The 24459-nt window shown below is 73.4% G+C and carries 22 protein-coding genes; 17 read left to right on the top strand and 5 right to left on the bottom strand.

The window, feature by feature from the left end; all coding sequences use genetic code 11:
• Positions 1-118 precede the first annotated feature (118 nt).
• The 8 genes from DEJ51_RS25875 (at position 119) to DEJ51_RS25910 (ending at position 8070) form a co-directional block, all read left to right on the top strand.
• On the top strand, positions 119-1309 hold the full coding sequence (locus DEJ51_RS25875; protein WP_150260006.1) for an NAD(P)/FAD-dependent oxidoreductase: 1191 nt from the start codon (positions 119-121) through the stop codon (positions 1307-1309).
• 121 nt (positions 1310-1430) lie between these two features.
• Complete coding sequence (locus DEJ51_RS25880; protein ID WP_150260007.1) at positions 1431-1742, top strand: (2Fe-2S)-binding protein; 312 nt, start codon at positions 1431-1433, stop codon at positions 1740-1742.
• A 190-nt stretch (positions 1743-1932) separates the two neighbouring features.
• The gene (locus tag DEJ51_RS25885; RefSeq protein ID WP_150262150.1) at positions 1933-3318 is read left to right on the top strand and encodes an NAD(P)/FAD-dependent oxidoreductase; all 1386 of its coding nucleotides are present in this window, start codon (positions 1933-1935) and stop codon (positions 3316-3318) included.
• A 75-nt stretch (positions 3319-3393) separates the two neighbouring features.
• Positions 3394-4308, top strand: a complete 915-nt coding sequence (locus tag DEJ51_RS25890; RefSeq protein WP_150260008.1) for a dihydrodipicolinate synthase family protein — start codon at positions 3394-3396, stop codon at positions 4306-4308.
• An 18-nt stretch (positions 4309-4326) separates the two neighbouring features.
• Positions 4327-5331 carry a proline racemase family protein gene (locus DEJ51_RS25895; RefSeq protein WP_150260009.1) on the top strand — a complete coding sequence of 335 codons (1005 nt, stop codon included), beginning with the start codon at positions 4327-4329 and terminating at the stop codon, positions 5329-5331.
• Positions 5328-6347 (top strand): proline racemase family protein, encoded by a 1020-nt coding sequence (locus DEJ51_RS25900; RefSeq protein ID WP_223835966.1) that lies wholly within the window; start codon positions 5328-5330, stop codon positions 6345-6347. Before DEJ51_RS25895 ends, DEJ51_RS25900 begins: the two co-directional genes overlap by 4 nt.
• Positions 6348-6376: 29 nt before the next feature.
• Positions 6377-7285 carry an ornithine cyclodeaminase family protein gene (locus DEJ51_RS25905; protein WP_150262152.1) on the top strand — a complete coding sequence of 303 codons (909 nt, stop codon included), beginning with the start codon at positions 6377-6379 and terminating at the stop codon, positions 7283-7285.
• A 71-nt stretch (positions 7286-7356) separates the two neighbouring features.
• Positions 7357-8070, top strand: a complete 714-nt coding sequence (locus DEJ51_RS25910; RefSeq protein WP_150260010.1) for a GntR family transcriptional regulator — start codon at positions 7357-7359, stop codon at positions 8068-8070.
• A gap of 34 nt (positions 8071-8104) precedes the next feature.
• On the opposite strand, the gene DEJ51_RS25915 is transcribed toward DEJ51_RS25910, so the two are convergent.
• Positions 8105-10027 (bottom strand): bifunctional metallophosphatase/5'-nucleotidase, encoded by a 1923-nt coding sequence (locus tag DEJ51_RS25915; protein ID WP_223836216.1) that lies wholly within the window; start codon positions 10025-10027, stop codon positions 8105-8107.
• A gap of 311 nt (positions 10028-10338) precedes the next feature.
• On the opposite strand from DEJ51_RS25915, the gene DEJ51_RS25920 reads away from it, so the two are divergent.
• The 5 genes from DEJ51_RS25920 (at position 10339) to DEJ51_RS25940 (ending at position 16208) form a co-directional block, all read left to right on the top strand.
• Positions 10339-12081, top strand: coding sequence for an ABC transporter substrate-binding protein (locus tag DEJ51_RS25920; protein ID WP_150260012.1), 1743 nt, complete (start codon positions 10339-10341; stop codon positions 12079-12081).
• Between the two features lie 22 nt (positions 12082-12103).
• Complete coding sequence (locus tag DEJ51_RS25925; protein WP_150260013.1) at positions 12104-13117, top strand: ABC transporter permease; 1014 nt, start codon at positions 12104-12106, stop codon at positions 13115-13117.
• Positions 13114-14100, top strand: a complete 987-nt coding sequence (locus tag DEJ51_RS25930) for an ABC transporter permease (RefSeq protein ID WP_150260014.1) — start codon at positions 13114-13116, stop codon at positions 14098-14100. Before DEJ51_RS25925 ends, DEJ51_RS25930 begins: the two co-directional genes overlap by 4 nt.
• The gene (locus DEJ51_RS25935) at positions 14101-15162 is read left to right on the top strand and encodes an ABC transporter ATP-binding protein (protein ID WP_150260015.1); all 1062 of its coding nucleotides are present in this window, start codon (positions 14101-14103) and stop codon (positions 15160-15162) included.
• A 110-nt stretch (positions 15163-15272) separates the two neighbouring features.
• Entirely contained in the window at positions 15273-16208 is a 936-nt protein-coding gene (locus DEJ51_RS25940; RefSeq protein WP_190621005.1) for an ABC transporter ATP-binding protein, read from the top strand.
• A 104-nt stretch (positions 16209-16312) separates the two neighbouring features.
• Here DEJ51_RS25940 and DEJ51_RS25945 read toward each other — a convergent pair whose 3' ends face one another.
• Positions 16313-18370, bottom strand: a complete 2058-nt coding sequence (locus DEJ51_RS25945; protein WP_150260016.1) for a S9 family peptidase — start codon at positions 18368-18370, stop codon at positions 16313-16315.
• An 83-nt stretch (positions 18371-18453) separates the two neighbouring features.
• On the opposite strand from DEJ51_RS25945, the gene DEJ51_RS25950 reads away from it, so the two are divergent.
• On the top strand, positions 18454-20007 hold the full coding sequence (locus DEJ51_RS25950) for an MFS transporter (RefSeq protein ID WP_150260017.1): 1554 nt from the start codon (positions 18454-18456) through the stop codon (positions 20005-20007).
• 21 nt (positions 20008-20028) lie between these two features.
• Here DEJ51_RS25950 and DEJ51_RS25955 read toward each other — a convergent pair whose 3' ends face one another.
• Complete coding sequence (locus DEJ51_RS25955) at positions 20029-20538, bottom strand: FBP domain-containing protein (protein WP_150260018.1); 510 nt, start codon at positions 20536-20538, stop codon at positions 20029-20031.
• 60 nt (positions 20539-20598) lie between these two features.
• Positions 20599-22017: a cytochrome P450 gene (locus tag DEJ51_RS25960; RefSeq protein ID WP_150260019.1), complete on the bottom strand. Its 1419-nt coding sequence runs from the start codon at positions 22015-22017 to the stop codon at positions 20599-20601.
• Between the two features lie 200 nt (positions 22018-22217).
• Between DEJ51_RS25960 and DEJ51_RS25965 the strand changes: the two genes are divergently transcribed.
• Genes DEJ51_RS25965 through DEJ51_RS25975 form a run of 3 tightly spaced genes read left to right on the top strand, consistent with a single transcriptional unit; the run spans position 22218 to position 23782 of the window.
• A complete protein-coding gene (locus tag DEJ51_RS25965; protein ID WP_150260020.1) occupies positions 22218-23054 on the top strand; it encodes a class II glutamine amidotransferase in 837 nt (278 codons plus the stop codon).
• A 33-nt stretch (positions 23055-23087) separates the two neighbouring features.
• Positions 23088-23429 carry a hypothetical protein gene (locus DEJ51_RS25970; RefSeq protein WP_150260021.1) on the top strand — a complete coding sequence of 114 codons (342 nt, stop codon included), beginning with the start codon at positions 23088-23090 and terminating at the stop codon, positions 23427-23429.
• A gap of 56 nt (positions 23430-23485) precedes the next feature.
• Positions 23486-23782 carry a hypothetical protein gene (locus DEJ51_RS25975; RefSeq protein WP_150260022.1) on the top strand — a complete coding sequence of 99 codons (297 nt, stop codon included), beginning with the start codon at positions 23486-23488 and terminating at the stop codon, positions 23780-23782.
• Positions 23783-23861: 79 nt separating this feature from the next.
• Here the strand turns inward: DEJ51_RS25975 and DEJ51_RS25980 are convergent, their stop codons facing one another.
• Entirely contained in the window at positions 23862-24347 is a 486-nt protein-coding gene (locus DEJ51_RS25980) for an NUDIX domain-containing protein (protein ID WP_150260023.1), read from the bottom strand.
• Positions 24348-24459: the final 112 nt, after the last annotated feature.

The following is a 24459-nucleotide window of genomic DNA, read 5'->3' on the forward strand; positions in this document are numbered from 1 at the left end:
GTCCGGCGCCGGCATCTGACCGGTACCTGCCCGGCGCCCGTCCGTCCCGCATCCGAGGGGGGTGCGGGACCGGGCCGGGCATCTGGGCAGCTTCTAAAGAATGTGACATATTACTGTCGTGCTCAAGAGACACTCCCTGGACGCCGTGATCATCGGCGCAGGCGTCGTCGGGGCGGCCTGCGCCTACTACGCGGCCCGCGCCGGACTCTCCGTGGCCGTGGTGGACCGGGGACCCGTCGCGGGCGGCACCACCGGTGCCGGCGAAGGCAATCTGCTCGTCTCCGACAAGGAGGCCGGACCCGAACTCGACCTCGCCCTGCTGTCCACCCGCCTGTGGACCGAACTCGCCGCGGTCCTCCCGCGGGAGATCGAGTACGAGCCCAAGGGCGGGCTCGTCGTCGCCCCTGACGAGCGGACCGTCAAGGCCCTGCGGCACTTCGCGGAGGGCCAGCGCGCGGCGGGCGTCGACACGGCCGAGGTGGCGGCCGACGCCCTGCGCGACCTGGAGCCGCATCTGGCCCCGGGCCTGGCGGGCGGCTTCCACTACCCGCAGGACGCCCAGGTCCAGCCCGCCCAGGCGGCGGCCCGGCTCCTGGCCGCCTCGGGAGCCGAGACGTACCTCGGTGAGGAGGTGACGGAGATCCTGCTGGACCGGGGCGCCGTACGCGGGGTGCGCACGCCGCGCCGTGAACTCCTCGCCCCGGCCGTGGTGAACGCGGCCGGCACCTGGGGCGGCCGCATCGCCTCGCTGGCCGGGGTCACCCTGCCCGTCCTCCCGCGCCGCGGCTTCGTCCTGGTGACCGAACCGCTGCCCAGGGTGGTCCGGCACAAGGTCTACGCCGCCGACTACATCGCGGACGTCGCCAGCGGCTCCGCCGCCCTGCAGTCCTCGGCGGTCGTCGAGGGCACCCCGTCCGGCCCGGTCCTGATCGGCGCCACCCGGGAGCGGGTCGGCTTCGACCGGAGCCTGTCCACGGAGGCCCTGCGCCGACTGGCCGCCCAGGCGGCGGGGCTCTTCCCCGTCCTGGCCGACGTCCGGGTGATGCGCAGCTACCACGGCTTCCGCCCCTACCTGCCCGACCACCTCCCGGCGATCGGCCCGGACCCGCGGCGCCCCGGGCTGCTGCACGCCTGCGGCCACGAGGGCGCCGGCATCGGCCTGGCCCCCGCCACGGGGCTGCTGATCGCCGCCGCCCTGACGGGAACCGAACCCCCGCTCCCGGTCCACCCGTTCCGCCCGGACCGCTTCGGGGCGCACGCGGAAGACGCCGAAGAGGGCCCGGCGGGCGTCGGCGGCGGGCCGCGGTGAGGCCCGCCGCGTCGCACGCGATCCGCAGCGGCCGCCGGCCCGACCCCGGCGCCGGCCGGAAGGCCCCCCGCGCACCGCACCGTCCCCGGCCCGCCTGTACCACTTCGAGGAGGACCCCCTGATGCGCAGCCCCCGCTCACTCGTAGGCGGCAGTCCGGCGTCCTGCTTCACGGTCGACTTCGACGGCCGGGAACTGCCCGCGCAGGAGGGGCAGAGCGTCGCCGCCGTGCTCTGGGGCGCCGGCATCCTCGCCTGGCGCACCACCCGGGAGGGCGGCGCCCCGCGCGGCGCGTTCTGCGGGATCGGCAGCTGCTACGACTGCCTCGTCACCGTCAACGGCACCCCGAACCAGCGCGCCTGCCTGGTCCCGGCCCGGCCGGGGGACTCCGTCACCACCCAGGAGGGGACCGGCCGTGCCGAACTCGCCGTCTGAGCCCGCCGAGCCCGCCCGCCCCGCGGAGCGGCCCCGGTCCGCGCAGCCGTCCGGCGCCGCCGGGCCGGCCGCTGCTTCCGGGCCGTCGACGTCCGCGGAGCCGGGTGCGCACGCCGGGCCCGCGCCCTACGGGCAGGCCGGCGCCGCCGGGAGGCCGGGGTCCGACGGGCCGCCCGCTTCCGCCGCGGCCGTGGACCCGGTCGACCTGGCCGTCGTCGGGGCCGGGCCGGCCGGGCTGGCCGCGGCCGTCACCGCCGCCGGGCTCGGGCTGCGGGTCACGCTCCTCGACGCGGGCGACCGCCCCGGCGGGCAGTTCTACCGCCACCCGGCCCCCGGGCTGGGAGCGGCCCGCCCCGAGGCGCTCCACCACGGCTGGCCGCAGTTCGCCGCCCGTGAAGCCGCCCTGCGCGCCCACGAGTCGGCCGGCCGGATCGCCTGCCTCACGGGCCACCACGTCTGGTCGGTGCTCCCGCACGAGGGCGCCTGGACGCTGCACGCCGTCGCCGGCCACGCCCCCGAGGAGCGGCCCGCCGTCGTCACGGCGCGGGCCGTGCTCATCGCCACCGGAGCCTACGAGCGCCAACTCCCCTTCCCCGGCTGGACCCTGCCGGGAGTGGTCGGGGCCGGTGGGGCGCAGGCCATGCTCAAGGGCGGGCTGGTCCTGCCGGGCAAGCGGGTCGTCGTCGCCGGAAGCGGGCCGCTGCTGCTGGCCGTGGCCGGGTCGCTCGCCGCTGCCGGAGCCACCGTGCCCGCCGTGGTGGAGGCCGCCGCCTACACCGCGTACACGGGCCAGGTCCCCGCCCTGCTGCGCAACCCCGGCAAGATCGTCGAGGCCGCCGGCTACGGCGGGGCGCTGGCCCGCCACCGGGTCCGGCTCCTCACCCGGCACGCCGTCACCGAGGCGCACGGCACCGACCGGGTCGAGGCCGTCACCGTGGCCCGGCTCGACCGCGACTGGCGGCCGCTGCCCGGCACCGCCCGCCGGATCCCCTGCGACGCCCTCGCCGTCGGGCACGGGCTGGTGCCCCAGCTGGAACTCGCCACCGGCCTCGGGTGCGAGACCCGTCCGTCCCCCGACGGCACCGTCGCGCTCGTCCTCGACGCCGAGCAGCGGACCTCCGTCCCCGGCATCTGGTCGGCGGGCGAGACCGGCGGCATCGGCGGTGCCCAACTGGCCATGGCCGAGGGGGAGCTGGCCGCGCACTCCGTCGCGGGGGCGCTGCCCCCGGCCCGGCTCGTCCGCCGCCGCGCCCGGCTGCGCGCCTTCGCCGGGGCGATGGCCGCCGCCCACCGCCCCGGCGGGGGCTGGACCGGCTGGCTCCGGGACGACGCCGTCGTCTGCCGGTGCGAGGAGGTACCGGCCGGGCGGATCCGGGAAGCCGCCGGGGAGCTCGGCGCGCGGGACGCCCGTACGGTCAAGCTCCTCACCCGCGCCGGCATGGGCTGGTGCCAGGGCCGGATGTGCGGCCCGGCCGTCGCGGCCCTGGCCGGGGAGGAGCCCGCCCCCGACCGGCGGCCGCTGTCCTGTCCGGTTCCGCTGCGCCACCTCGCCGAACTTCCGCCCGCCGAGCACTGATCGGGGCGCCGCGGCCCTTGTGGCCGCCCCGCACCCGCTAGTAAAATGTCACACACCACACTAGGGAGCTCTCACATGACCCACGCGCACACCCCCGCGCCCCGCACCCGCCCCTGGCACGGAATCATGGTCGCCACCGCGCTCCCGCTGCGCGAGGACCTCGGCGTCGACCACGACGCGTACGCCGAGCACGTGGCCTGGCTGATCGAGAACGGCTGCGACGGCGTGGTCCCCAACGGCTCCCTCGGGGAGTACCAGACCCTCACCGACGAGGAGCGGGCACGCGTCGTGCGAACCGCGGTCGAGGCGGCGGGCGACGGCGACCGCGTGATGCCCGGCGTCGCCGCCTACGGCAGCGCCGAGGCCCGCCGCTGGGCCGAGCAGGCCGCCGAGGCCGGAGCCGGCTCCGTGCTCCTGCTGCCCCCCAACGCCTTCCGGGCCGACGAGGACGCCGTACGCGCCCACTACGCCGAGGTCGCCCGCGCCGGGCTGCCCGTCGTCGCGTACAACAACCCCATCGACACCAAGGTGGACCTGACCCCGGACCTGCTCGCCCGGCTGTACGCCGACGGATCCATCGTCGCCGTCAAGGAGTTCAGCGGGGACGTGCGCCGGGCCTACGAGATCGCCGAACTCGCCCCCGGCCTCGACCTGCTCATCGGCGCCGACGACGTCCTCCTCGAACTCGCCCTCGCGGGCGCCGTCGGCTGGATCGCCGGCTACCCCAACGCGCTGCCGAAGTCCTGCGCCACCCTCTACCGGGCCGCGGTCGCCGGGGACCTGGAGACCGCCCTGCCGCTCTACAAGTCCCTGCACCCGCTCCTGCGCTGGGACTCCAAGACCGAGTTCGTCCAGGCCATCAAGCTCTCCATGGACCTGGCCGGGCGCCCCGGCGGCGCCACCCGCCCGCCGCGGTTCCCGCTCACCGGCGAGACCGAGGCCGCCGTCCGCGCCGCCACCGAGAAGGCCCTCGCCGAGGGCCTCAACTAGTACTCCGGGGGACCGCACATGCGTACGCGTCACGTCTACCACGCGGTGGACTCGCACACCGAGGGCATGCCGACCCGGGTCATCACCGGGGGAGTCGGGGTGATCCCCGGCGCCACCATGGCCGAGAAGCGGCTCCACTTCATCGAGCACATGGACCACGTCCGGACCCTGCTCATGTACGAGCCGCGCGGGCACTCCGCGATGAGCGGCGTCATCCTGCAGCCCCCGACCCGCCCGGACGCCGATTACGGCGTCCTCTACATCGAGGTGTCGGGCGTGCTCCCCATGTGCGGGCACGGCACCATCGGGGTCGCCACCGTCCTCGTCGAGACCGGCATGGTGGCGGTCGTCGAGCCGGTCACCACCGTCCGGCTCGACACCCCGGCCGGACTGGTGAGCGTCGACGTCCGGGTCGAGGACGGGGCGGCCACCGCCGTCACCCTCACCAACGTGCCCTCCTTCGGCGTCGGCCTCGACCTCAAGACCGAGGTCCCGGGCCACGGCACGGTCACCTACGACCTGGCCTACGGCGGCAACTTCTACGCCTTCGTCGAACTCGACGCCCTGGGACTGCCCTTCGACCGCGCCCGGGGGGACGAGCTGATCGCCGCCGGGCTGGCCGTCATGGACGCGATCAACGCCGGCCCGGACCGGCCCGTCCACCCCGAGAACCCCTCCATCGCCGGGGTCAAGCACGTCTACCTCGCCGCCCCCGGCTCGGACGCCCACCGCTCCCGGCACGCCATGGCCATCCACCCCGGCTGGTTCGACCGCTCGCCCTGCGGTACGGGGACCAGCGCGCGGATGGCCCAGCTGCACGCCCGTGGCCTCCTGGAGCTCGGCGCGGACTTCGTCAACGAGTCCTTCATCGGGACGGAGTTCACCGGCCGGCTGGTCGGCGAGACCACCGTCGGCGGGCTCCCGGCGGTCGTCCCCACCGTCACCGGCCGGGCCTGGATCACCGGCACCGCCCAGTACTTCCTCGACCCGACCGACCCCTTCCCCGGAGGGTTCCTGCTGTGACGACCGTCCGCACGGTGGACTACCACACCGCCGGCGAGCCCTTCCGGATCGCCGACTGCGCCCTCGAAGGGATGCCACCGGTCCCCGGGGACACCGTCGCCGAGCGCTGCGCCACCGTCATCGGCCCGGGAGGCTCCGGGACCGCCCCGCGCCGGGGCGAGCTGGACGACGTACGGCGCCTGCTCGTTCAGGAGCCGCGCGGACACGCCGGGATGTACGGGGGGTTCGTGGTCCCCGCCGACGACGACGGGGCCCACTTCGGCGTGCTGTTCTGGCACAAGGACGGCTACTCCACCGCCTGCGGCCACGGCGCCATGGCCCTCGGGGTCTGGGCCGTGGACACCGGCCGGGTCGCCGCCCCGGCCGACGGGGACGCCCCGGTGCGCATCGACGTACCGTCCGGGCGGGTCACCGCCACCGTCCACCGGGCCGGGGGCCGCACCACCGGGGTCACCTTCCGCAACGTCCCGGCGGTGGTGGGTGCGCGCAAGGTGCCCGTCGCCACCTCGTTCGGGCTCGCCGAGGTGGACATCGCGCACGCCGGGGCCTGTTACGCCACCGTCCGCGCGCGCGACCTCGGCCTGGACGTCTCCCGGGCGGCGCTGCCCGCCCTGGTGCGGGCCGGGCAGGAGGTCCGGGCGGCGCTGGCCACCCACCCCGCCACCTGGCACCCGGACGGCCCGCTGCTCTCCGGGGTCTACGGGGTGATCCTCCACGAGGAGCTGCCCGACACCCCCTTCGGGCCGCACCAGCGCAACGTCACCGTCTTCGCCGACGGGCAGATCGACCGCTCGCCCTGCGGCTCCGGCACCTCGGCACGGCTCGCGCTGCTCGCCGAGGACGGGAGGCTCGGCCCGGGCGAGGACCTGCTGCACGAGTCGGTCACGGGCACGGTGTTCACCGGGCGGATGCTGGACGGCGGGGTCACCGAGGTCACGGGCACCGCCCACCGCACCGGCGAACACGCCTTCGTGGTGGACCCGTACGACGCACTCGGCAGCGGATTCCTCCTGTGACGGGCATCCCCCAGCTCGGCGCGGGGCGGATGGCCGCCCTGCTCACCCCTGCGGCGGCGGCCGACGCCGTGGCCGCCGCCCTGCTCGGCGGCCTCGACCCGGAGAGCTGCCCGCCGCGCTCCGCGATCGGGGTGCCCGGCGGGGGCGAACTGCTGCTGATGCCGGCCGCCTCGGGCGCGTACGCCGGGGTGAAGATCGCCGGGGTCGCGCCCGGGAACCCGGCCCGCGGGCTGCCCCGGATCACGGGCTCCTACCTGCTCCTGGACGGCCCCACCCTGCGGCCCCTGGCCCTGCTGGACGGCGCGGCGCTGACCACCCTGCGCACCCCGGCGGTCTCCGCCCTCGCGCTGCGCCACCTGGCGCCCGCCGGGCGGCCGCTGCGCCTGGTGCTCTTCGGCACGGGACCGCAGGCGTACGGACATCTGGAAGCAAGCCTGGCGGTAGCGGAGTTGGCCGAGGTGGTGGTGGTCGCGCGGAACCACGGGCGGGCGGAGCGGCTCGCCGCCCACGCCCGTACCCTGGGCCCGGCCGCCCGGACCGGCACCCCGGAGGACGTGGCCGACGCCGACCTGGTGATCTGCTGCACCACGGCCCGGGAACCGCTCTTCGACGGGCGTCTCGTCCGGCCCGGCGCCACCGTCGTGGCCGTCGGCTCGCACGAGCCGACGGCCCGGGAGACGGACACCGCCCTTGTGCGACGGGCGGCGGTGTACGTGGAATCCCGGGCGGCGGCCCTGCGCGAGGCGGGCGACCTGCTGGTCCCGGAGGCCGAGGGGGCCATCGGCCCCGGTCATGTCAGCGGGACCCTCGCCGACCTGGTGGGCGGCCGGATCCCGGCATCCGGGCCGCGGAGTTGTCCACAGCTCTTCAAGAGCGTGGGCATGGCCTGGGAAGATCTCGCCGTGGCGGTCGCGCTGTACGAGGCCGCAGGAGTGTGAGCAGCGCAACGTGACATTGTACGCTGGTCCTCTCCTCGTCGGTGGCGTACGGGGGTCTCGGAGGAAGAGTTATGGGTGACCTGAAGCAGCACAGTCTCATCAAGGCCCAGGAACGCCTCCGCGACCAGGTCGGCCACGCACTGCGCGCCGCACTGATAGCGGGCGAGCTGCGCCCCGGGAGCGTCTACTCCGCGCCGGGCCTCGCGGCCGAACTCGGCGTCTCGGCCACACCCGTCCGCGAGGCCATGCTCGACCTGGCCCGCGAAGGACTGGTCGAGCCGGTCCGCAACAAGGGCTTCCGCATCACCGAGGTCAGCGAGCGCGACCTGGACCAGTTCACCGAACTGCGCACGATGATCGAGGTACCGACCATCGGACGCATCACCAAGACGGCCACGGCCGAGCAGCTGGAGGCGCTGCGCCCCGTCGCCGAGGAGATCGTCACCAGCGCCCGCGAGCACAACCTCATCGGCTACCTGGAGGCCGACCGCCGCTTCCACCTCTCCCTGCTGGCCCTCGCGGGCAACGACCGGCTGGTGGAGACGGTCGGCGACCTGCGCAAGCGCTCCAGGCTCTACGGCCTGACCGGCCTGGACGAGGCCGGCAAGCTGGTCTCCTCCGCGGAGGAGCACATCGAGCTGCTCGACCTGATGCTGAGCGGCGACGCCGAGGCCGCGCAGGAGTGCATGCTCCGCCACCTCGGCCACGTCCGCTCGCTCTGGGCCCAGGGCCGCGACGAGCCGGTCGGCCGCGTCCCCGGAGGCCTCGGCTCCGGACTCCAGTAGCCGGCCGCCGCCCCACCGGGCTGCGGCCGGTGGATCAGCAGGGCGGGCGGCCGCCGCCACGGGCCGCCCGCGGCCGGTCCGCCGAGATGATCGCCGCCTCCGGGCGCGGGACGGGCGTCCCGTCGGGCAGGAGCAGGACCGGCGGGTCCACGACGACGCCCACGTCGGCCCCCGCGCCGGCCGCGTTCGCCGCCGTGACCCGGTCCCTGGGCTGCGGAGCGAGCACCCCCGTCTCGCGTACGTACGCCACGAAGCTCTCGAAGTCCCGCTGGTGCCGGTACGGCTCCTCGAACGCGGAGAGGGACGGATAGCCGTCGTTCGCGAGGAGCGTGTACGACGGGGCCGCGAGCCGGTATCGGCGGCCGAGGTCCAGCGGGACACCGTCGACGAGGACCTCCTCGGGGTGCACCCGGTCCCCGACCGGCCCCCGCGCGTCGAAGGTGTAGCGCACGTTCCGGGAGACGGCGAGGGGAGCGAAGCGCAGCTCGCCGGACTCCGTCGTCGTCCACTGCTCCTCCAGCGCGTCGTGGATCCGCTGCCCGCTCACCCACGCGCTGACGATCGGATCACCGAACCCGATGGCCCGCCAGGCACTGCCGAAGGTGATGGTGCCGCCCGAGGCCGGGTCGAGGACGAGGTCCCCGGCGACGACCGCCTGGCCGACCCGGGGCGCCGCTGCGACCACGGCGAGCTGGGCCGGGACGTTGGGGTGGACGTTGGCGTCGTTCTCGGGGTCGGTGGGTCTGCCGCCGGCCCACAGCGCCCAGTCGGCGGCCAGGTTCCCCATGGTGCTCTCGCCCGCCGTGTTCCGGGCGCGCAGGAACGAGCCGCTCTGCCGCCCGAGCGGGGTCCGGTCGCGCGCCGCCGCCTGCCCCGCCCAGTAGGTGACGACCTCCTGCAGCTCCGGATGAGGGGCGACGTCACGGGTGTTGGGGTGGTTGGTGGACACCGTCAGCTCCCGGACCACCCGGCCGGTGAGCGGGTCGAGCCGCAGGTTGATCTCGTTGATGACCTGGCCGTAGCAGCCGGCCTCGACGAACGGCCGGGGGACGCCGTCCGGGTCGGGGACCATCATGTTGAACCGGGTGTGCCAGTGCCCGGTGACGATCGCGTCGATGTCGGGGGAGACCCGCAGCGCGAGGTCGAGGGCGGGCCCCGAGGGGTCGGCGCCGCTGTTGAAGTCGGTCCCGGCCACCGCCCCGTCGTGCAGGCTGAGCACGATCGCGTTCACGCCCTGGCTCTTGAGCAGTGCCGCGTAGTGGTCGGCGGTGGCGACCTCGTCGAGGGTGGCGAGGCCCGGCTGGTAGGAGCCGGGGAACAGCTCGCTGCCCACGGCGGTGAGGTGGATGAACCCGATGGGCAGCTCGCGGCCGTCGGCGGTGAGCACCCGCTCGATGTTGTAGGGGGGCAGGACCGTCGCGCCGCCCCCGCCCCGGACCAGGTTGGCGCTGTAGTAGCGGAAGTCGGCGCCGTGGAAGCGCAGGCCGGAGGAGTCGGTGAAGGAGGTGTCGCGGCCCTCGACCGGGAACGGGACGCCCTGCTCCATGTGGCGCCGGAGCATGGCCGGTGACTTGTCGAACTCGTGGTTGCCGGCCGTCGCGAAGTCGAGCCCCATGCGGTTGAGGGCCTCGATCGTCGGCTCGTCGGCGAAGGCCGCCGCGTCGAACTCCCAGCCGGAGAAGGCGTCTCCGGGGGTGAAGAACAGGGAGTTCGGGTGGCCGTCGCGGAGGCGTTCGAGGTGCGCGGCCATGTACGCGACGCCGCCGACGGTGTAGCTGCGGCCGCCGTTGCCGACGATGACCGAGTTGCTGCCGGGTGCGCCCTGCAGATAGCCGTGCAGGTCGGTGATGTCGAGGAGCTGGACGTCGACGTACTCGGCGGCGGTGGCGGCGTCCCGGGCGTGGGCGGTGGCCCGCGCCGGGACCCCGAGCGCGAAGGTCGCCGCCGCGGCCCCCAGGGTCGTGAGGAAGTCCCGCCTTCCCGGCTCCGGCCGCCCGTGTGCCGGCCGCCCGTGTGCGGGCTGTCCGGGCTGTCCGTGTGCGGGTTGCCCCGGCCGCCCGGGCTGTGAACTCCTGCTCCGCTGCGTGGCCTTGGCCTGGGTGATCACACCCGGCATGTTCCCGCCCGCAGGGGCGGCTGTCGCGCCGACGCGCCGCCCGCCGGTTTGGACACGGCTGGATAACGGCGACCCCCACCCCTTGTCAGTGCAATTTCACATTACTATGTTACCGGTCACATCCTAGAGCGCGGCCCTTCCCTGGAGTGACCATGACCAAGCGCACCCAACTCGCCCTCGCCACCGCCCTGGTGGCCGCTCTCGCACTCGGCGCCTCGGGTTGCTCCGGCACCAAGAAGGGCACGGCCGGCTCGGGCGCTTCCAACCCCGCCGCCGCCAACGACGGCAAGATCCTCGGCGGAACCCCCGTCAAGGGCGGCACCTTGACCGTCCTGTCCAACCAGGACTTCGCGCACCTCGACCCCGCCCGCAACTGGACGATGCCGACCATGGACTTCGGCACCCGGCTGCTCTACCGCACGCTCGTCACCTTCAAGGCCGAGCCCGGCAAGGCGGGCAGCGAGCTGGTCCCCGACCTCGCCACCGACCTCGGCACCTCCTCCAACGGCGGCCGCACCTGGACCTTCACCCTCAAGGAGGGCGTGAAGTACGAGGACGGCAGCCCGGTCAGGGCCCAGGACGTCAAGTACAACGTCGAGCGCTCCTTCAGCCCCGACCTCACCGGCGGCCCCGACTACGCCGCCCAGTACCTGGCCGGGACCGAGGGCTACAAGGGCCCGCTCCAGGGGCAGCACCTGGACTCCGTCAAGACGCCCGACGACCGCACGATCGTCTTCGAACTGAAGCGCCCGGTCGCCGAGTTCTCCGCGACCGCCACCCTGCCGACCTTCGCCCCCGTGCCCCAGTCCCAGGAGAAGGGCACCCAGTACGACGCCCGCCCGTTCTCCTCCGGCCCGTACAAGATCGAGTCGTACGACCGCGACAAGAAGCTGGTCCTGGTCCGCAACGAGCACTGGGACCCGGGCACCGACACCGTCCGCAAGGCCTACCCGGACAAGTTCGTCGTCGTCATGGGCCTCAAGGGCGGCCAGATCGACGACCGGATCATCGCCGGCGAGGGCGCCGACGCCTCCACCGTCCAGTACGCCGACATGCGCCCCGAGAGCGCCCCCAAGGTGCTGCCCAAGCCGGAGGTCAAGGCCCGGCTGCTCGCCGAGTCACAGGGCTGCACGGAGATGCTCCACCTGAACAACTCCCGCGCCCCCTTCGACGACCCGAAGGTCCGCGAGGCCATGCAGTACGCCGTCGACAAGGAGGCCGTCGTCACCGCGGGCGGCGGCCCGGCCCTCAACGAGGTCGCCACCGCCTACCTGCCCCCGGCCCTCTCCGGAGGCAAGCAGGCCGACGTACTGAAGATCGCCCCGGCCGGCGACCCGGCCAAGGCCAGGGAACTCCTCAAGGCCGCCGGCAAGGAGAGCCTCAAGGTGTCCCTGTCCGTCTCCACCGGCGACAAGGGCAAGGCCGAGGCCATCCAGCAGGGCCTGTCCCGCGCAGGCATCGAGGTCGTCATCGACACCGTCGACCCGGGGGCCTACTACGACGTCATCGGCGACCTCTCCACCACGCCCGACATGACCCTCACCGGCTGGTGCCCCGACTACCCCTCCGGCTCCACCTGGATCCCGTTCGTCTTCGACGGACGCACCATCAAGGAGAAGGGCAACCAGGGCAACTACAGCCAGTTCCGCGACGAGGCGACCATGAAGCGGATCGACGAGATCAACGCCATGGCCGACGCCAAGGAGGCCAACCAGGCCTGGATCGACCTCGACGCCGCCCTGATGGCCAAGTCCCCGAACGTCCCGCTCCTCCTGGAGCGCAAGCCGCTCCTCGTCGGCACCAACATCGCGGGCGCCTTCGGCCACCCCGTGTGGACCGGCACCATCGACTACGGGACCGTCGGCCTCAAGGACCCCTCGAAGAGCCAGGGCTGAGGAATCCGGAGCCCCCGACACCATGACCACCACCGCACCGGTCCCGGAGGACCGGGCACACCGGGCCACCGCAGGCCCCCCGGCCCCGGACGCCGCCCCCGCCCCCGATGCCGCCACCGTCCGGCCCGCGGCAGCGCCCGGCAGCAGCCCCTGGCAGCTCGCCCGGCGGGAACTGCGCCGCCGTCCCGCCGTCCGCGCCAGCCTCGGCGTCGTCCTCCTCTTCGTCCTGATGGCCGCCACCGCCCCCTGGCTGGGCGCCCTCGGCGGCTGGTCCCCGAACGAGTTCGACAAGACCGCCATCGACCCCTACCTCGGCGGCCAGCCGCTCGGCGCCCTCGGCGGCATCAGCCCCGAACACTGGCTCGGGGTCGAACCCGTCACCGGCCGCGACCTGTTCGCCCGTGTGATCCACGGCGCCCAGGTCTCCCTCCTGATCGCCTTCGCCGCCACCGCCATCGTGGTGGTCGCCGGCACGGCCGCCGGGATCGCCGCCGGCTACTTCGGCGGCCGCACCGACACGGTCCTGTCCCGGCTCATGGACCTGACCATGTCCTTCCCCTCGCTGATCTTCATGATCGCGATGCTGTCCGTGGCCAAGGACGTCAACCGGATCGTCCTCATGACCACCGTCATCGGCGTCTTCGGCTGGCCCGGCGTCGCCCGCGTGGTCCGCGGCCAGACCCTCTCCCTCAAACACCGCGAGTACGTCGACGCCGCCCGCGTCGGCGGCTCCGGCCCCTGGCGGATCCTGACCCGCGACATCCTCCCGGGCGTCTCGGGCCCGGTCATCGCCTACACGACCCTGCTGATCCCCGGAATGATCAGCACCGAGGCCGCCCTCAGCTACCTCGGCGTCGGCGTCCGTCCGCCCACCCCCTCCTGGGGCCAGATGATCGCCGAGTCCGTGGCCTACTACGAGACCGACCCCATGTACTTCGTCATCCCCAGCGTCTTCCTCTTCCTCGCCGTGCTCGCCTTCACGCTGCTCGGCGACGCCCTGCGCGACATCCTCGACCCGAGGGGCGGCCGCACTTGATCCTCTACCTCGCCCGCCGGCTGCTCGCCCTCGCCGGCGTGCTCCTCGCCATCGCCGCCGTCACCTTCCTCATCTTCTACGTGCTGCCCGCCGACCCGGCCGCGGCCGCCTGCGGCAAGACCTGCAGCGCCGAACGCCTGGCCGACGTACGCACGTACCTGGGCCTCGACCAGCCCCTGTGGCGACAGTTCACCGACTTCCTCACCGGCATCTTCACCGGCCGCACCCTGGGCACCGGCCAGTACGCCGTCGACTGCGACTTCCCGTGCCTCGGCTACAGCTACGAGAACTCGCTGCCCGTGTGGGACCTGCTGACGGACCGGCTCCCGGTCTCCGCCTCCCTCGCCGTGGGCGCCGCCGTGCTGTGGCTGCTCCTGGGCCTCGGCGCCGGGGTCACCGCCGCCCTGCGCAAGGACACCGCCACCGACAAGGCCCTGATGGTCGGCGCCGTCGCCGCAGCCTCCCTGCCCGTGTACTTCACCTCCGTGATGCTCATCTACGGCGTCATCCGCGTCGCCGGCCTCCTGCCCTACCCCACCTACCAGGCCTTCACCGACGACCCGCTCGCCTGGGCCGCGAACCTGACCCTGCCCTGGATCGCGCTCGCCCTGCTCTACGCGGCCATGTACGCGCGCCAGAGCCGCGGCTCGATGATCGAGGCGATGGCCGAGCCGTACATCCGTACCGCCCGGGCCAAGGGCATGCCCGAGCGCACCGTCGTCGTCAAACACGGGCTGCGCTCCGGCATGACCCCGATCCTCACCATCTTCGGCATGGACCTCGGCGGACTGCTCGCCGGAGCCGTCATCACCGAGTCCATCTTCGGACTCCCCGGCATCGGGCGGCTGTTCTACGGCGCGCTGGTCAACTCCGACCAGCCCGTGGTCCTCGGCGTCACCCTCCTCGCCGCCTTCTTCATCGTCGTCGCCAACCTCCTCGTCGACCTCCTGTACGCCGTCATCGACCCGCGAGTGAGGTACTGAATGGCCGCGGAGGCTCCCCTTCTCGAAGTACGCGACCTGCGCGTCACCTTCACCACCGGACACGGCACCGTACGGGCCGTCGACTCGGTCGGCTTCACCGTCGAGGCCGGCCGCACCCTCGGCATCGTCGGCGAGTCCGGCTCCGGCAAGTCCGTCACCTCGCTCGCCGTCATGGGCCTGCACCGGGGGCCCGTCGAGGTCGGCGGATCCGTGGCCCTCGACGGGCGCGAGCTGACCGGGCTCCCGGAGCGCGAGCTGTCCAGGATCCGAGGCCGCCGGATGGCCATGATCTTCCAGGACCCGCTCTCCAGCCTGCACCCCTACTACACGGTCGGCGAGCAGATCGCCGAGCACTACCGCGTGCACTTCAAGGCCGGCCGGGCCGCAGCCCGCAGACGCGCCGTCGACATGCTCGGCGAGGTCGGCATCCCCGAACCGGCCCGCCGCGCCGGGGAGTACCCCCACCAGTTCTCCGGCGGCATGCGCCAGCGCGCGATGATCGCCATGGCCCTGGCCTGCGAGCCGGACCTGCTGATCGCCGACGAGCCGACCACCGCCCTGGACGTCACCGTGCAGGCGCAGATCCTGGAGCTGATCGCCCGGCTCCAGCAGGACCGCGGACTCGGCGTCGTGATGATCACCCACGACCTGGGCGTCGTCGCCCGCGTCGCCCACGAGGTGCTCGTGATGTACGGCGGCCGCGCCGCCGAACAGGCCCCGGCCGACGACCTGTTCACCGACCCCGCCCACCCCTACACCCGGGGACTGCTCGACTCGCTGCCCCGCCTCGACACCGCCGACGACGTCCCCCTGCCCTTCATCCCCGGCTCCCCGCCCTCCCTGCTCGCACCCGCCCCCGGCTGCGCCTTCGCCCCGCGCTGCCCCGTGGCCGCCGCCGACCCGGACGAGCGCGGGGCGCGCTGCTCGGGCGAGCGGCCCGGACTCCGCCCGTACGGTGCGCGGGGACGGCTGGCCGCCTGCCACTTCGCGGGATCCGCCGCGACCCCTCCGGGCGGATCCGCGCCCGGGTTCCCTTCGACCGCCCCGGGGGTGTCCCGATGACCGTCGGAGCCGAGCCGTCCGTGAACGCCGCAGCCCGGACCGCGGCCGGAGCCCAAGCAGCCGCCGGGCCCGGCGCGGCCGTGCCACTGCTGTCCGTACAGGACCTCACCATGACCTTCCCCGGCCGGCGGTCCGTGACCGGGCGCCGGGGGGCGCCCGTGCGCGCCGTCGACGGGGTCTCCTTCGACCTGGCGGCCGGGCAGACCCTGGGCCTGGTCGGGGAGTCGGGCTGCGGGAAGTCCACCACCGGCCGGATGCTGGTCCGGCTGCTGGAGCCCACCGCGGGCCGGGTCGTCTTCGAGGGCAAGGACATCAGCCGCCTCTCCCCGTCCGCCATGCGCCCGCTGCGCAGGCACATCCAGATGGTCTTCCAAGACCCGCACTCCTCGCTCAACCCCCGGCAGACCGTGGCCCGGATCATCTCGGACCCGCTGCTGGTGCAGGGCTGGAGCGCGGCGGACGCCCGCCGCCGGGCCGCCGAGCTGATGGAGCTCGTCGGACTGATCCCGGAGCACATCGACCGCTACCCGCACGAGTTCTCCGGTGGCCAGGCCCAGCGCATCGGCATCGCCCGCTCGCTGTCCACCAGCCCCCGCCTGATCGTCGCCGACGAGCCGGTCTCCGCGCTGGACGTCTCGGTGCAGGCGCAGATCGTCAACCTGATGGAACGACTACGGGCCGAACTCGGCCTCGCCTACGTGTTCATCGCGCACGACCTGTCGGTGGTCAAGCGGGTCAGCGACCGGGTCGCCGTCATGTACCTCGGCCGGATCGTCGAGATCGGGGACAAGAAGTCCCTGTACGAGAACCCGCAGCACCCGTACACCCGGGCGCTGCTGTCCGCCGTACCGCTGCCCGACCCGGCGGCGGAACGGCGGCGGGAGCGGATCGTGCTGCTCGGCGACCCGCCGAGCCCGGCCGCTCCACCCCCCGGCTGCACCTTCCACCCGCGCTGCCCCAAGGCGCAGCAGATCTGCCGCACCGAGCGCCCGGTGCTGCGACCCGCCGCCTCCCGCGAGGTGGCCTGCCACTTCCCTGGTGACTGACGGGGACCCACGGGAAGCGGCGGTGCCCCGGAGACGAAGGCGTCTGCGGGGCACCGCCGTACGTGCGGCCCCGCCGGTGGCCGGCCGGGCGGTCAGGGCAGCGCTCAGGCCAGTTCCCGGCGGAAGAACTCCAGTTCCAGCGCCATCAGCTTCTCCCGGGTGCCGCCCGGGGTCATGTGGGTGACCCCGGGGAGGGCCAGGAGCTGGTGCGGGCGGCCCGCGTCCGTCAGCGCCTGCGACAGGCGCAGGGTGTGCGACGGGTGGACGTTGTCGTCGGCCAGGCCCGTGATCAGCAGCAGGGGGCGGGACAGCTCCGGGGCGTCGGGGAGGAGGGAGTCCCGCTCGTACACCTCGGGGTGGTCCTGCGGGAGGCCCAGGTACCGCTCGGTGTACGCGGTGTCGTAGTGCCGGAAGTCGGTCGGCGCGGCCCCGGCGGCTGCCGCGTGGAAGACGTCCGGCCGCCGCAGTACCGCCATGGCCGCGAGGTAGCCGCCGTACGACCAGCCGCGCACCCCGACCCGGCCGAGGTCGAGGTCGGGATGGCGGTCGGCGAGCGCGTGGAGCGCCGCGACCTGGTCGTCGAGGGTGACCTCGGAGAAGCCGCGGTACATGGCGTGCGTGTAGGCGGGGGAGACGTACGGGGTGCCGCGGTTGTCGACGGTGACCACCGCGAAGCCCTGGTCGGCCCACCACTGGCGGTGCTGGCGGCGGCGCTGGTCCGCGGTGACGTCCTGCATGCCGGGGCCGCCGTAGCCGTCGACCAGGACGGGCAGGCGCCGGCCGGGGACGTGGCCGCGGGGCAGCACGAGGGCGGTGGGGATGCCGCGCTCGGTGACCCGCTCCAGGACCGCGTCCACCCGGTAGGGCAGCGGCTCGGACAGGTCGGCGGGGGTGAACTCGCGCCCGTCGGGGGTGCGTACGGTGCGCCGTACCCCGTCGGCGTCGGCGCAGGTCAGCAGCAGGGTCCCGGCGGACGCGGACACGGTGTGCACGCCGGGCCCGTCGGCGACCGGGGTCAGCTCCCCGGTGGCCGGGTCCAGCAGCAGCACCTGCTGCTCGGACGGGTCGCGCAGGCCCGCCTCGATCAGCAGGAGGCCCTGGTGGATCCCGGCCACGCCGCGGACCTGGATCCCGTCCCCGGTGAGGAGCGCGCCGTCCACCGCGAGGGCGCGGGCGGCGCCGCCCGGGGTGTCGGCCGAGGTCAGCATCCGCCCGTCGGCGAGGCGGGCCGGGGTGCCGGGGACCAGCGGGTCCACCCACTGCGGGTGCGTGGTGCGGGACAGCTCCCGGGTACGGCCGGTGGCCGGGTCGGCGGAGAGCAGCAGGACGCGTCGCTGGAGCCGGTCCTGGACGGTCAGCAGGATCTCGGTGGCGGACTCCCAGCCAGCGTCGGAGACGTACGGGTAGGTGTCGGCGTCCCAGTCGAGCCGTATCCGGGTCCCGCCCTCGCCGAGCACCCACAGCTGGACGTCGGCGTTGGGCCCGCCCGCCTCGGGGTAGGCGAAGTCCTCGGCGGGCAGTTCCGGGTGGGCCGGGTCGGCGAACCAGCGCCGCTGGAGGGCGGATTCGTCGACGCGGGCGGCCAGCAGGGTGACACCGTCCGGGGACCACCAGTGGCCCCGGTGGCGGCCCAGCTCCTCGGCCGCGGCGAATTCGGCGAGGCCCCAGCGGGCCCCGTCGTCCGGGCTGATCCGGCCGCCGGGGGCGACGTACAGGACGTCGTCGGCGACGTACGCGGTGCGCGAGCCGTCGGCGTTCGGCCGCGGGTCCAGCGCGGGTCCGGCGGCCGGGATCTCCTTGGGGGTGCCGGCGCCGCCCGCGCAGACCTCGAAGAGCCGCCCGTACAGGGCGAAGGCGGCGTGGCGGCCGTCGCCGGAGAGGGCGTACGAGCCGATGCCGGCGGCGACGAGCCTGGTCCGCTCGCGCAGTCGGCGCTCGGCCGCGGGGAGGGGGCCGGGCTCGGGACACAGCTCGCGGGGATCGGCGAGCCGGGTCTCGGCGCCGGTGGTGGTGTCGAGCACCCAGAGGGAGTCGAAGGCGTCGGTGGGGCCCGTCGACCGGAGGAACCAGAGCAGCCGGCCGTCGTCCCCGAAGGAGAAGGCGCGCGGGGCTCCGTGGGTGAAGCGGGCCGTGCGCGCGGAGAGCCTGAGGAAGTCATCCATGATCGTAGTGTGACATGTGAAATGTCACTACTACTAGGCTGTTCGAGTGGTGACCCCAAGGGTGCGGGCTTAGCGTCGAAAAGGTGGATCCGAACCCATCGCCGAGCACCAGCGGGACCGAAGGCAAGGTCCAGGGAAGCGGTAGCGGACTCGCCCTGTTCGTGATCGCCTCCTGCCAACTCATGGTCGTTCTCGACATCACGATCGTGAACATAGCGCTGCCGCACATCCAGACCGCCCTCGACTTCTCGACCGAGAGCCTTTCCTGGGTCGTCAACGCCTACACCCTCGCCTTCGGCGGACTGCTCCTCCTCGGTGGCCGCACCGGCGACATCCTCGGCCGCAAACGTGTCTTCATCTTCGGCGTCCTGCTCTTCGGACTCGCCTCACTGCTCGGCGGACTCGCCCAGAACGAGGGCCAGCTGATGGGCGCGCGCGCCCTCCAGGGCGTCGGCGGCGCCATCGCCTCGCCGACCTCCCTCGCGCTGATCACGACCACCTTCCGCGAAGGCCCGGCCCGCAACCGGGCGTTCGGCGTGTTCGCCGGCGTCTCGGCCGCCGGCGGCGCGATCGGCCTCCTCGCGGGCGGCATCCTCGTCGAATGGCTCGACTGGCGCTGGGTGCTCTTCGTCAACGTCCCCATCGCCATCGTGATCGCGGTGCTGGCCACCAAGGTCCTGCGCGAGTCCGAACGCCACCCGGGACACTTCGACTTCGCGGGCGCGCTGCTGTCCACCCTCGGCATGGTCTCGCTCGTCTACGGCTTCATCCGGGCGTCCCAGGAAGGCTGGCGCGACCCGGTCACCCTCGGCTCCTTCGGCGCGGCCGTGGTCCTGCTGACCCTCTTCATCCTCAACGAACGGCGCTCGCCACAGCCGATCACCCCGCTGCACATGTTCGCGGACCGCAACCGGGCCGGGACCTACGGCATCATGCTCATGCTCGCCTGCGCGATCTTCGGCATGTTCTTCTTCCTGACCCTCTTCGTGCAGATCGTGCTGGGCTTCAGCCCGATCCAGGCCGGCCTCGCCTTCCTGCCGGTCAGCGCGGTGATCGCGGTGGGCGCGGCGACCACGGCGAAGCTGCTGCCCAAGTTCGGCCCCAAGCCCTTCATGGTCACCGGCGCGCTGTCCTCGGCGGCCGGACTCGCCTGGCTGACCCAGACCGACGTCGACTCGACGTACCTCGGCAGCATCCTGGGCCCGATGCTGCTCTTCGCCCTCGGCATGGGCCTGCAGTTCGTCTCGCTGACGCTGATGGCCCTGTCCAACGTCACCGACCGGGAGTCGGGCGCCGCGTCCGGGCTGCTGAACACGATGCAGCAGGTGGGCGGCTCCCTGGGCCTGTCGATCCTGGTGACCGTCTACGGCACGGCGAGCCGCAACGAGGGCAAGGAGCAGATACCGGACTTCCTCGCCACCGCCGGCCCGGTGCAGAAGGCCTTCTTCCAGCGCACCGGCCAGCTCCCGAAACCGTGGGGCGACCAGGTCCTCACCTCGGGCATCAGCTCGGCCTTCGTCGTGGCCTCCCTGTTCACCCTGGTCGGAGCGCTGATCGCGCTGTTCGTCATCCAGGTCCGCCCCTCGGACCTCGCCCGCCTGCAGGGCAACCACAAGCCGGCGGCCGACCGGACCTGAGGTCCGGTGACCGCGGCGCGGCTACGCCGCGGTGACGCGGGCGGCGAAGGCGTCCAGGTTGTCGGACATCCGGGCGAGCCGTTCGTCCAGCGTCAGGGACTCCTCGTACCGCCCGGCGCGCAGCTTCGGCAGGCGCTTGCCGCGTACGTACAGGGGGCAGGCGAGGTCGGCGCAGATGTACGTACCGACCGTGTTGCCCTCGCGGCCCCGGGCGCCCGCCAGTGGCGCGGCCAGCAGGGTGACCCCGGAGGAGGCGTGACCCGTCAGGCAGATCTGGCACAGGCTGGACTTCACCACGCTGGTCCGGCCGACGGCCGGTACGCGCAGCGAGATCCCCAGCGGACCGGTGCCGTCCTGCCGGGGCAGTACGAGGTGGGCCCGCAGGGGCGCCCCTGGGTCCACCCACCCCAGGAAGTCCAGGTCCTTCCAGGGCAGTTCGGCGAAGTCGAGCGGCAGCCGCATGCGCGCCGCCTCTCCCCTCGTGCAGTTCACGAAGGACGAGCGGATCTGTTTCTCGGTGAGTGGTTCCACGGGCATCGACCCTAAGAGCCGCCCTGAGCTGCCCGCATCCCAATATCCGGCAGAGAAGGCCTAGGCGGACACCCCCTGAGGATTGTCCAGGCGCCGGATCCGGCAGCGCGCAGGTCCGTTCGTCTTCAAAGTGATTCCGGCGGCCACCGGGACCTCGGTGTCCACGGCCTCGAACGCGTAGGCCCGCAGGATCATCGCCAGCGCGATCACCGACTCCAGCATCGAGAAGTGCTGCCCGATGCACGCGCGCGGACCCCCGCCGAAGGGGAACCAGGCGTAACGCGGCCGCCCCGCCTCCGCCTCGGGCGTGAAGCGCCCGGGGTCGAAGCGGTCCGGCTCCGGCCAGTACGCGGGATCGCGGTGCGTCACCCAGGGCGCCAGGATCACGTCCGCGCCCGCCGGGACGGTGTGCTCCCCGATCCGGGTGGCGGCGACGGCCTTGCGCCCGATGACCGGTGCGGCCGGATAGAGCCGCATGGCCTCCTTGAGGACCTGGGTGAGGTACGGGAGCCGGTCCAGGTCGGCGGCGCCGGGCGTACGGCCGCCCAGCACGCGGGAGATCTCCTCGCGGGCCCGGTCCTGTTCCCCGGGGTGGCGGGCCAGCAGGTGCAGGGCGAAGCAGAGGGAGGTGGCGGTCGTCTCGTGCCCGGCGAGCAGGAAGATCAGCACCTGGTCGCGCAGTTCGGCGGCGTCGAACTCCCCGTCGTCCGAGCTCTTCGCGGCGGCGAGCAGCGTCAGCAGGTCCTCGCCGGGAGCCCCGGCCACCGTACCGGCCCCGCCGCGCCGCCGCGCCGCGATGATCCCGTCGCACACCCCGTACAGCTCGTCCATCGCGGCGGCCGCGCGCCGGTTGCCGGGGGTGGGCCATGCGCGCGGGACGTTGACGGGGGAGTAGCCGCGGCGCAGCACGTAGTCGGTGATGACCGGGAAGCATCCGGCCACGACACCGGCGGCGGCCTCCACGTCGGTGCCGAAGAGGATGCGGGCCACGGCGCGCAGGGCGAGGTGCGTCATCTCGTCGGAGACGTCCACGATGCCGTCGCGGGCCTCGCCCCAGGCGGAGACGACGGAAGCGGTCTCGGCGGCTATCGCCTCGGCGTAGCCGTCCACCCGGCGCCGGGTGAACAGCGGCTGCACGAGCCGGCGCTGGCGCAGGTAGTCCTCGTCCTGACTGGTCAGCAGCCCGTTGCCGATGGACTCCCGGACCTCCTGGTAGAAGTGGTTGTCCTTGCGGAAGCGGGCGGCGTCGGAGGCGAGCACCTGCTGGACGCCCGCGGGGGAGAAGACGCAGTACAGCTCGGCGCGCATCCCGGGCGGCCCGGCCGTGATCCGTACCAGGTCGCCGTGCTGGCGCCGGGCCCGCAGGTAGGTGCCGAGGGAGTCGGACTTCAGGTCGAGGAGCGACCCGAGCAACGGCGTCCCGGCCGGCCCGGGCACCGCCTTCCCCGTGTCCGCTCCGGAGTTCGTTCCCACTGCCATGGCCGCCCCTTCGTCCTACGGAAGCCCGATTCTGCCGCGCCCGCGCGTACCTGGCGAGGACGCGGTCCGATCAGGCCGACGACTGGCCGGATGACCACCGTCCGCACCTCCGGGGGCCCGACCCGTTCCGCGTGGCGATCAGCAGGGGGCGCGGCCACAATGGAGGGGTTGTCGGCGTCGCACCCCCGAGGTGATGGCTCATGTGTCGGTGGCTCGCGTATTCGGGAACACCCCAGCTGCTCGAAACCATCCTCTACAAACCGGCCCACTCGCTGATCGACCAGAGCCTGCACTCCCGGCTTGGTGTGGAGACGACGAACGGCGACGGCTTCGGCGTCGGGTGGTACACGCAGGAGGACCTGGCGACCCCGGCCACCTTCAGGGACATCGGCCCCGCCTGGAACAACCGCAACCTGCGGGAGCTCGCGGACCACGTCCGCTCCCCGCTGTTCTTCGCCCACATCCGGGCATCGACGGGCACGGCGGTCCAGCAGACGAACTGTCACCCCTTCCGGCACGGACGCTGGATGTTCATGCACAACGGGGCCATCGCCGAGTTCCACCGCATGCGCAGGGAACTCACGATGCTCATCGACCCGGAGCTGTACCCGAACGTCGAGGGGACGACGGACTCCGAGGTGATGTTCCACCTCGCTCTCACCTTCGGACTGGAAGGGGACCCGCCGGGCGCGGTGGCCCGGATGGCGGGCGTGGTGGAGCGCGTCGCGCGCGAACACGGTGTGGAGTCCCCCCTCCAGATGACGCTCGCCATCAGCGACGGCGAACACCTCTGGGCCTTCCGCTACTCCAGCCGGCACGAGTCGAGGTCGCTGTTCTACAGCAGCCGCGTGGACACGCTGCGCAAACTGCACCCCGACATGGAGTTCCTCCAGGAGGTCTCCGACGAAACCCGCCTGGTCGTCTCCGAACCCCTGGGCGACCTCCCCGGCGCCTGGAACGAGGTACCGGAGAGCACCTACGGCATCGTCGGCCCCGGCGGTGACTCCCTCCACCCCTTCACCCCGCAGGCGGCGTAGGGTCCGCGCACACGGTGTACGACGATGGGCCGCATGAACGGAACCGCCGCGTACGACACCGTGGCCCGCCTCTGGCAGGACCACATGGACACCCCCTTCCCCGCCGCGCAGCGCGGCGCGGTGCTCCCCGCCCGTGCGGGGGGAGAGGGCCAGGGCATCGACATGGTGCTGCTCGACACCTACACCGCGGGATGCGTCATCACCTGGCTGCGCGAGGGCGGTTCCCTCGACGAGCTGAACCGCAGGATCCTGCGCGACTGCACGGCCGACCTGGACCACGTCCTGCCGCTGCTCGAAACCCCGGAGGACCACGCCTACTACCGCCGCCTCCGCGAGGTGGCCGGCCTCATCGCGCAGGAGCGGCCGAAGCCGTGAGCCGCTCCGGCCGGTGTCCGACCCGGTTGCCGCACGGGGTCTGACACCATCGGCCGATGGATCTTTCGAAGAAACTGGCGGACTGGACCGACTCGGACGGTGCGGCGTACGAGGTGGGAAGAGCGCTCGGCATCTTCGCCGAGCACGACGGCTTCACCTCCCTGAAGTGGGTCTTCTGGAGCGACAACCCGGTCGGCCGGGCCCTGCACGAGACCCTGCTCCAGCTCGTGGCCGCCGGCGTCCTGGAGCAGGACGAGGACGAGGACCGGTTCAGGTGGGCCGGCGACATACCGGGGGTTCTGGAGGCAGCCCGCTGGGGCCCGACCGGCGGATCGGATCAGAACAACCCCTGAGGGATGCCCCGTCGTGATGCCCCGTCGTGATGCCCCGCTCTCCGGTGCTGCCGGAGGCGGGGCGCCGTGCCGGGTGGGGTCAGCGTTCGAGGTAAGCCACGGTCCCGGTACGCCGGGCGGCGTCCGCGGCCTTGAGCCGGGTGAAGCTGACCGGGCTCATGATCTCTTTCCACTCCTCCATGGTGTGGACGCGCAGTTCGGTGTGCTCGGCGGGATCGAGGACGATGGCCTTGATCTGTGCGCCGGTGAGCTGCCCGCCGTCGAAGATGACGCCGAACTTGTTGAGCGGCCAGTGGGCGCCCTGGACGATGAAGTGGACCGCGAGGAGATTCTGCGGGCCGTCGAAGACGATTCCGGTCTCTTCGACGCACTCGCGCAGGGCGCACTCCCACGGGGTTTCGCCGAGGTCCATGTTGCCGCCCGGCCACTGCCAGGTCTCCGCGCTGTGGGCTGAGCGGAGTTGGACGGGGCGGCCGGCGGTGTCGGTGAAGTAGAAGCCCGCGTAGCTGGTGGACTGCGCGATGGTCTTGACGTATTCATCGGCCGGTACCCAGTTGGCGCTCATGTGGTGGTCTCCGATCAGACGACGGTCAGGACCCGGGCGAGTGCGGCTGCGGTCGGGCCGGGGCGGCGGCGCGGTGCCGACGGGGGAGCGGTTCGACGGGTCGGTGTGGTGG

Origin of the sequence: Streptomyces venezuelae, from assembly GCF_008642275.1 — a bacterium.
Classification (GTDB): Bacteria; Actinomycetota; Actinomycetes; order Streptomycetales; family Streptomycetaceae; genus Streptomyces; species Streptomyces venezuelae_E.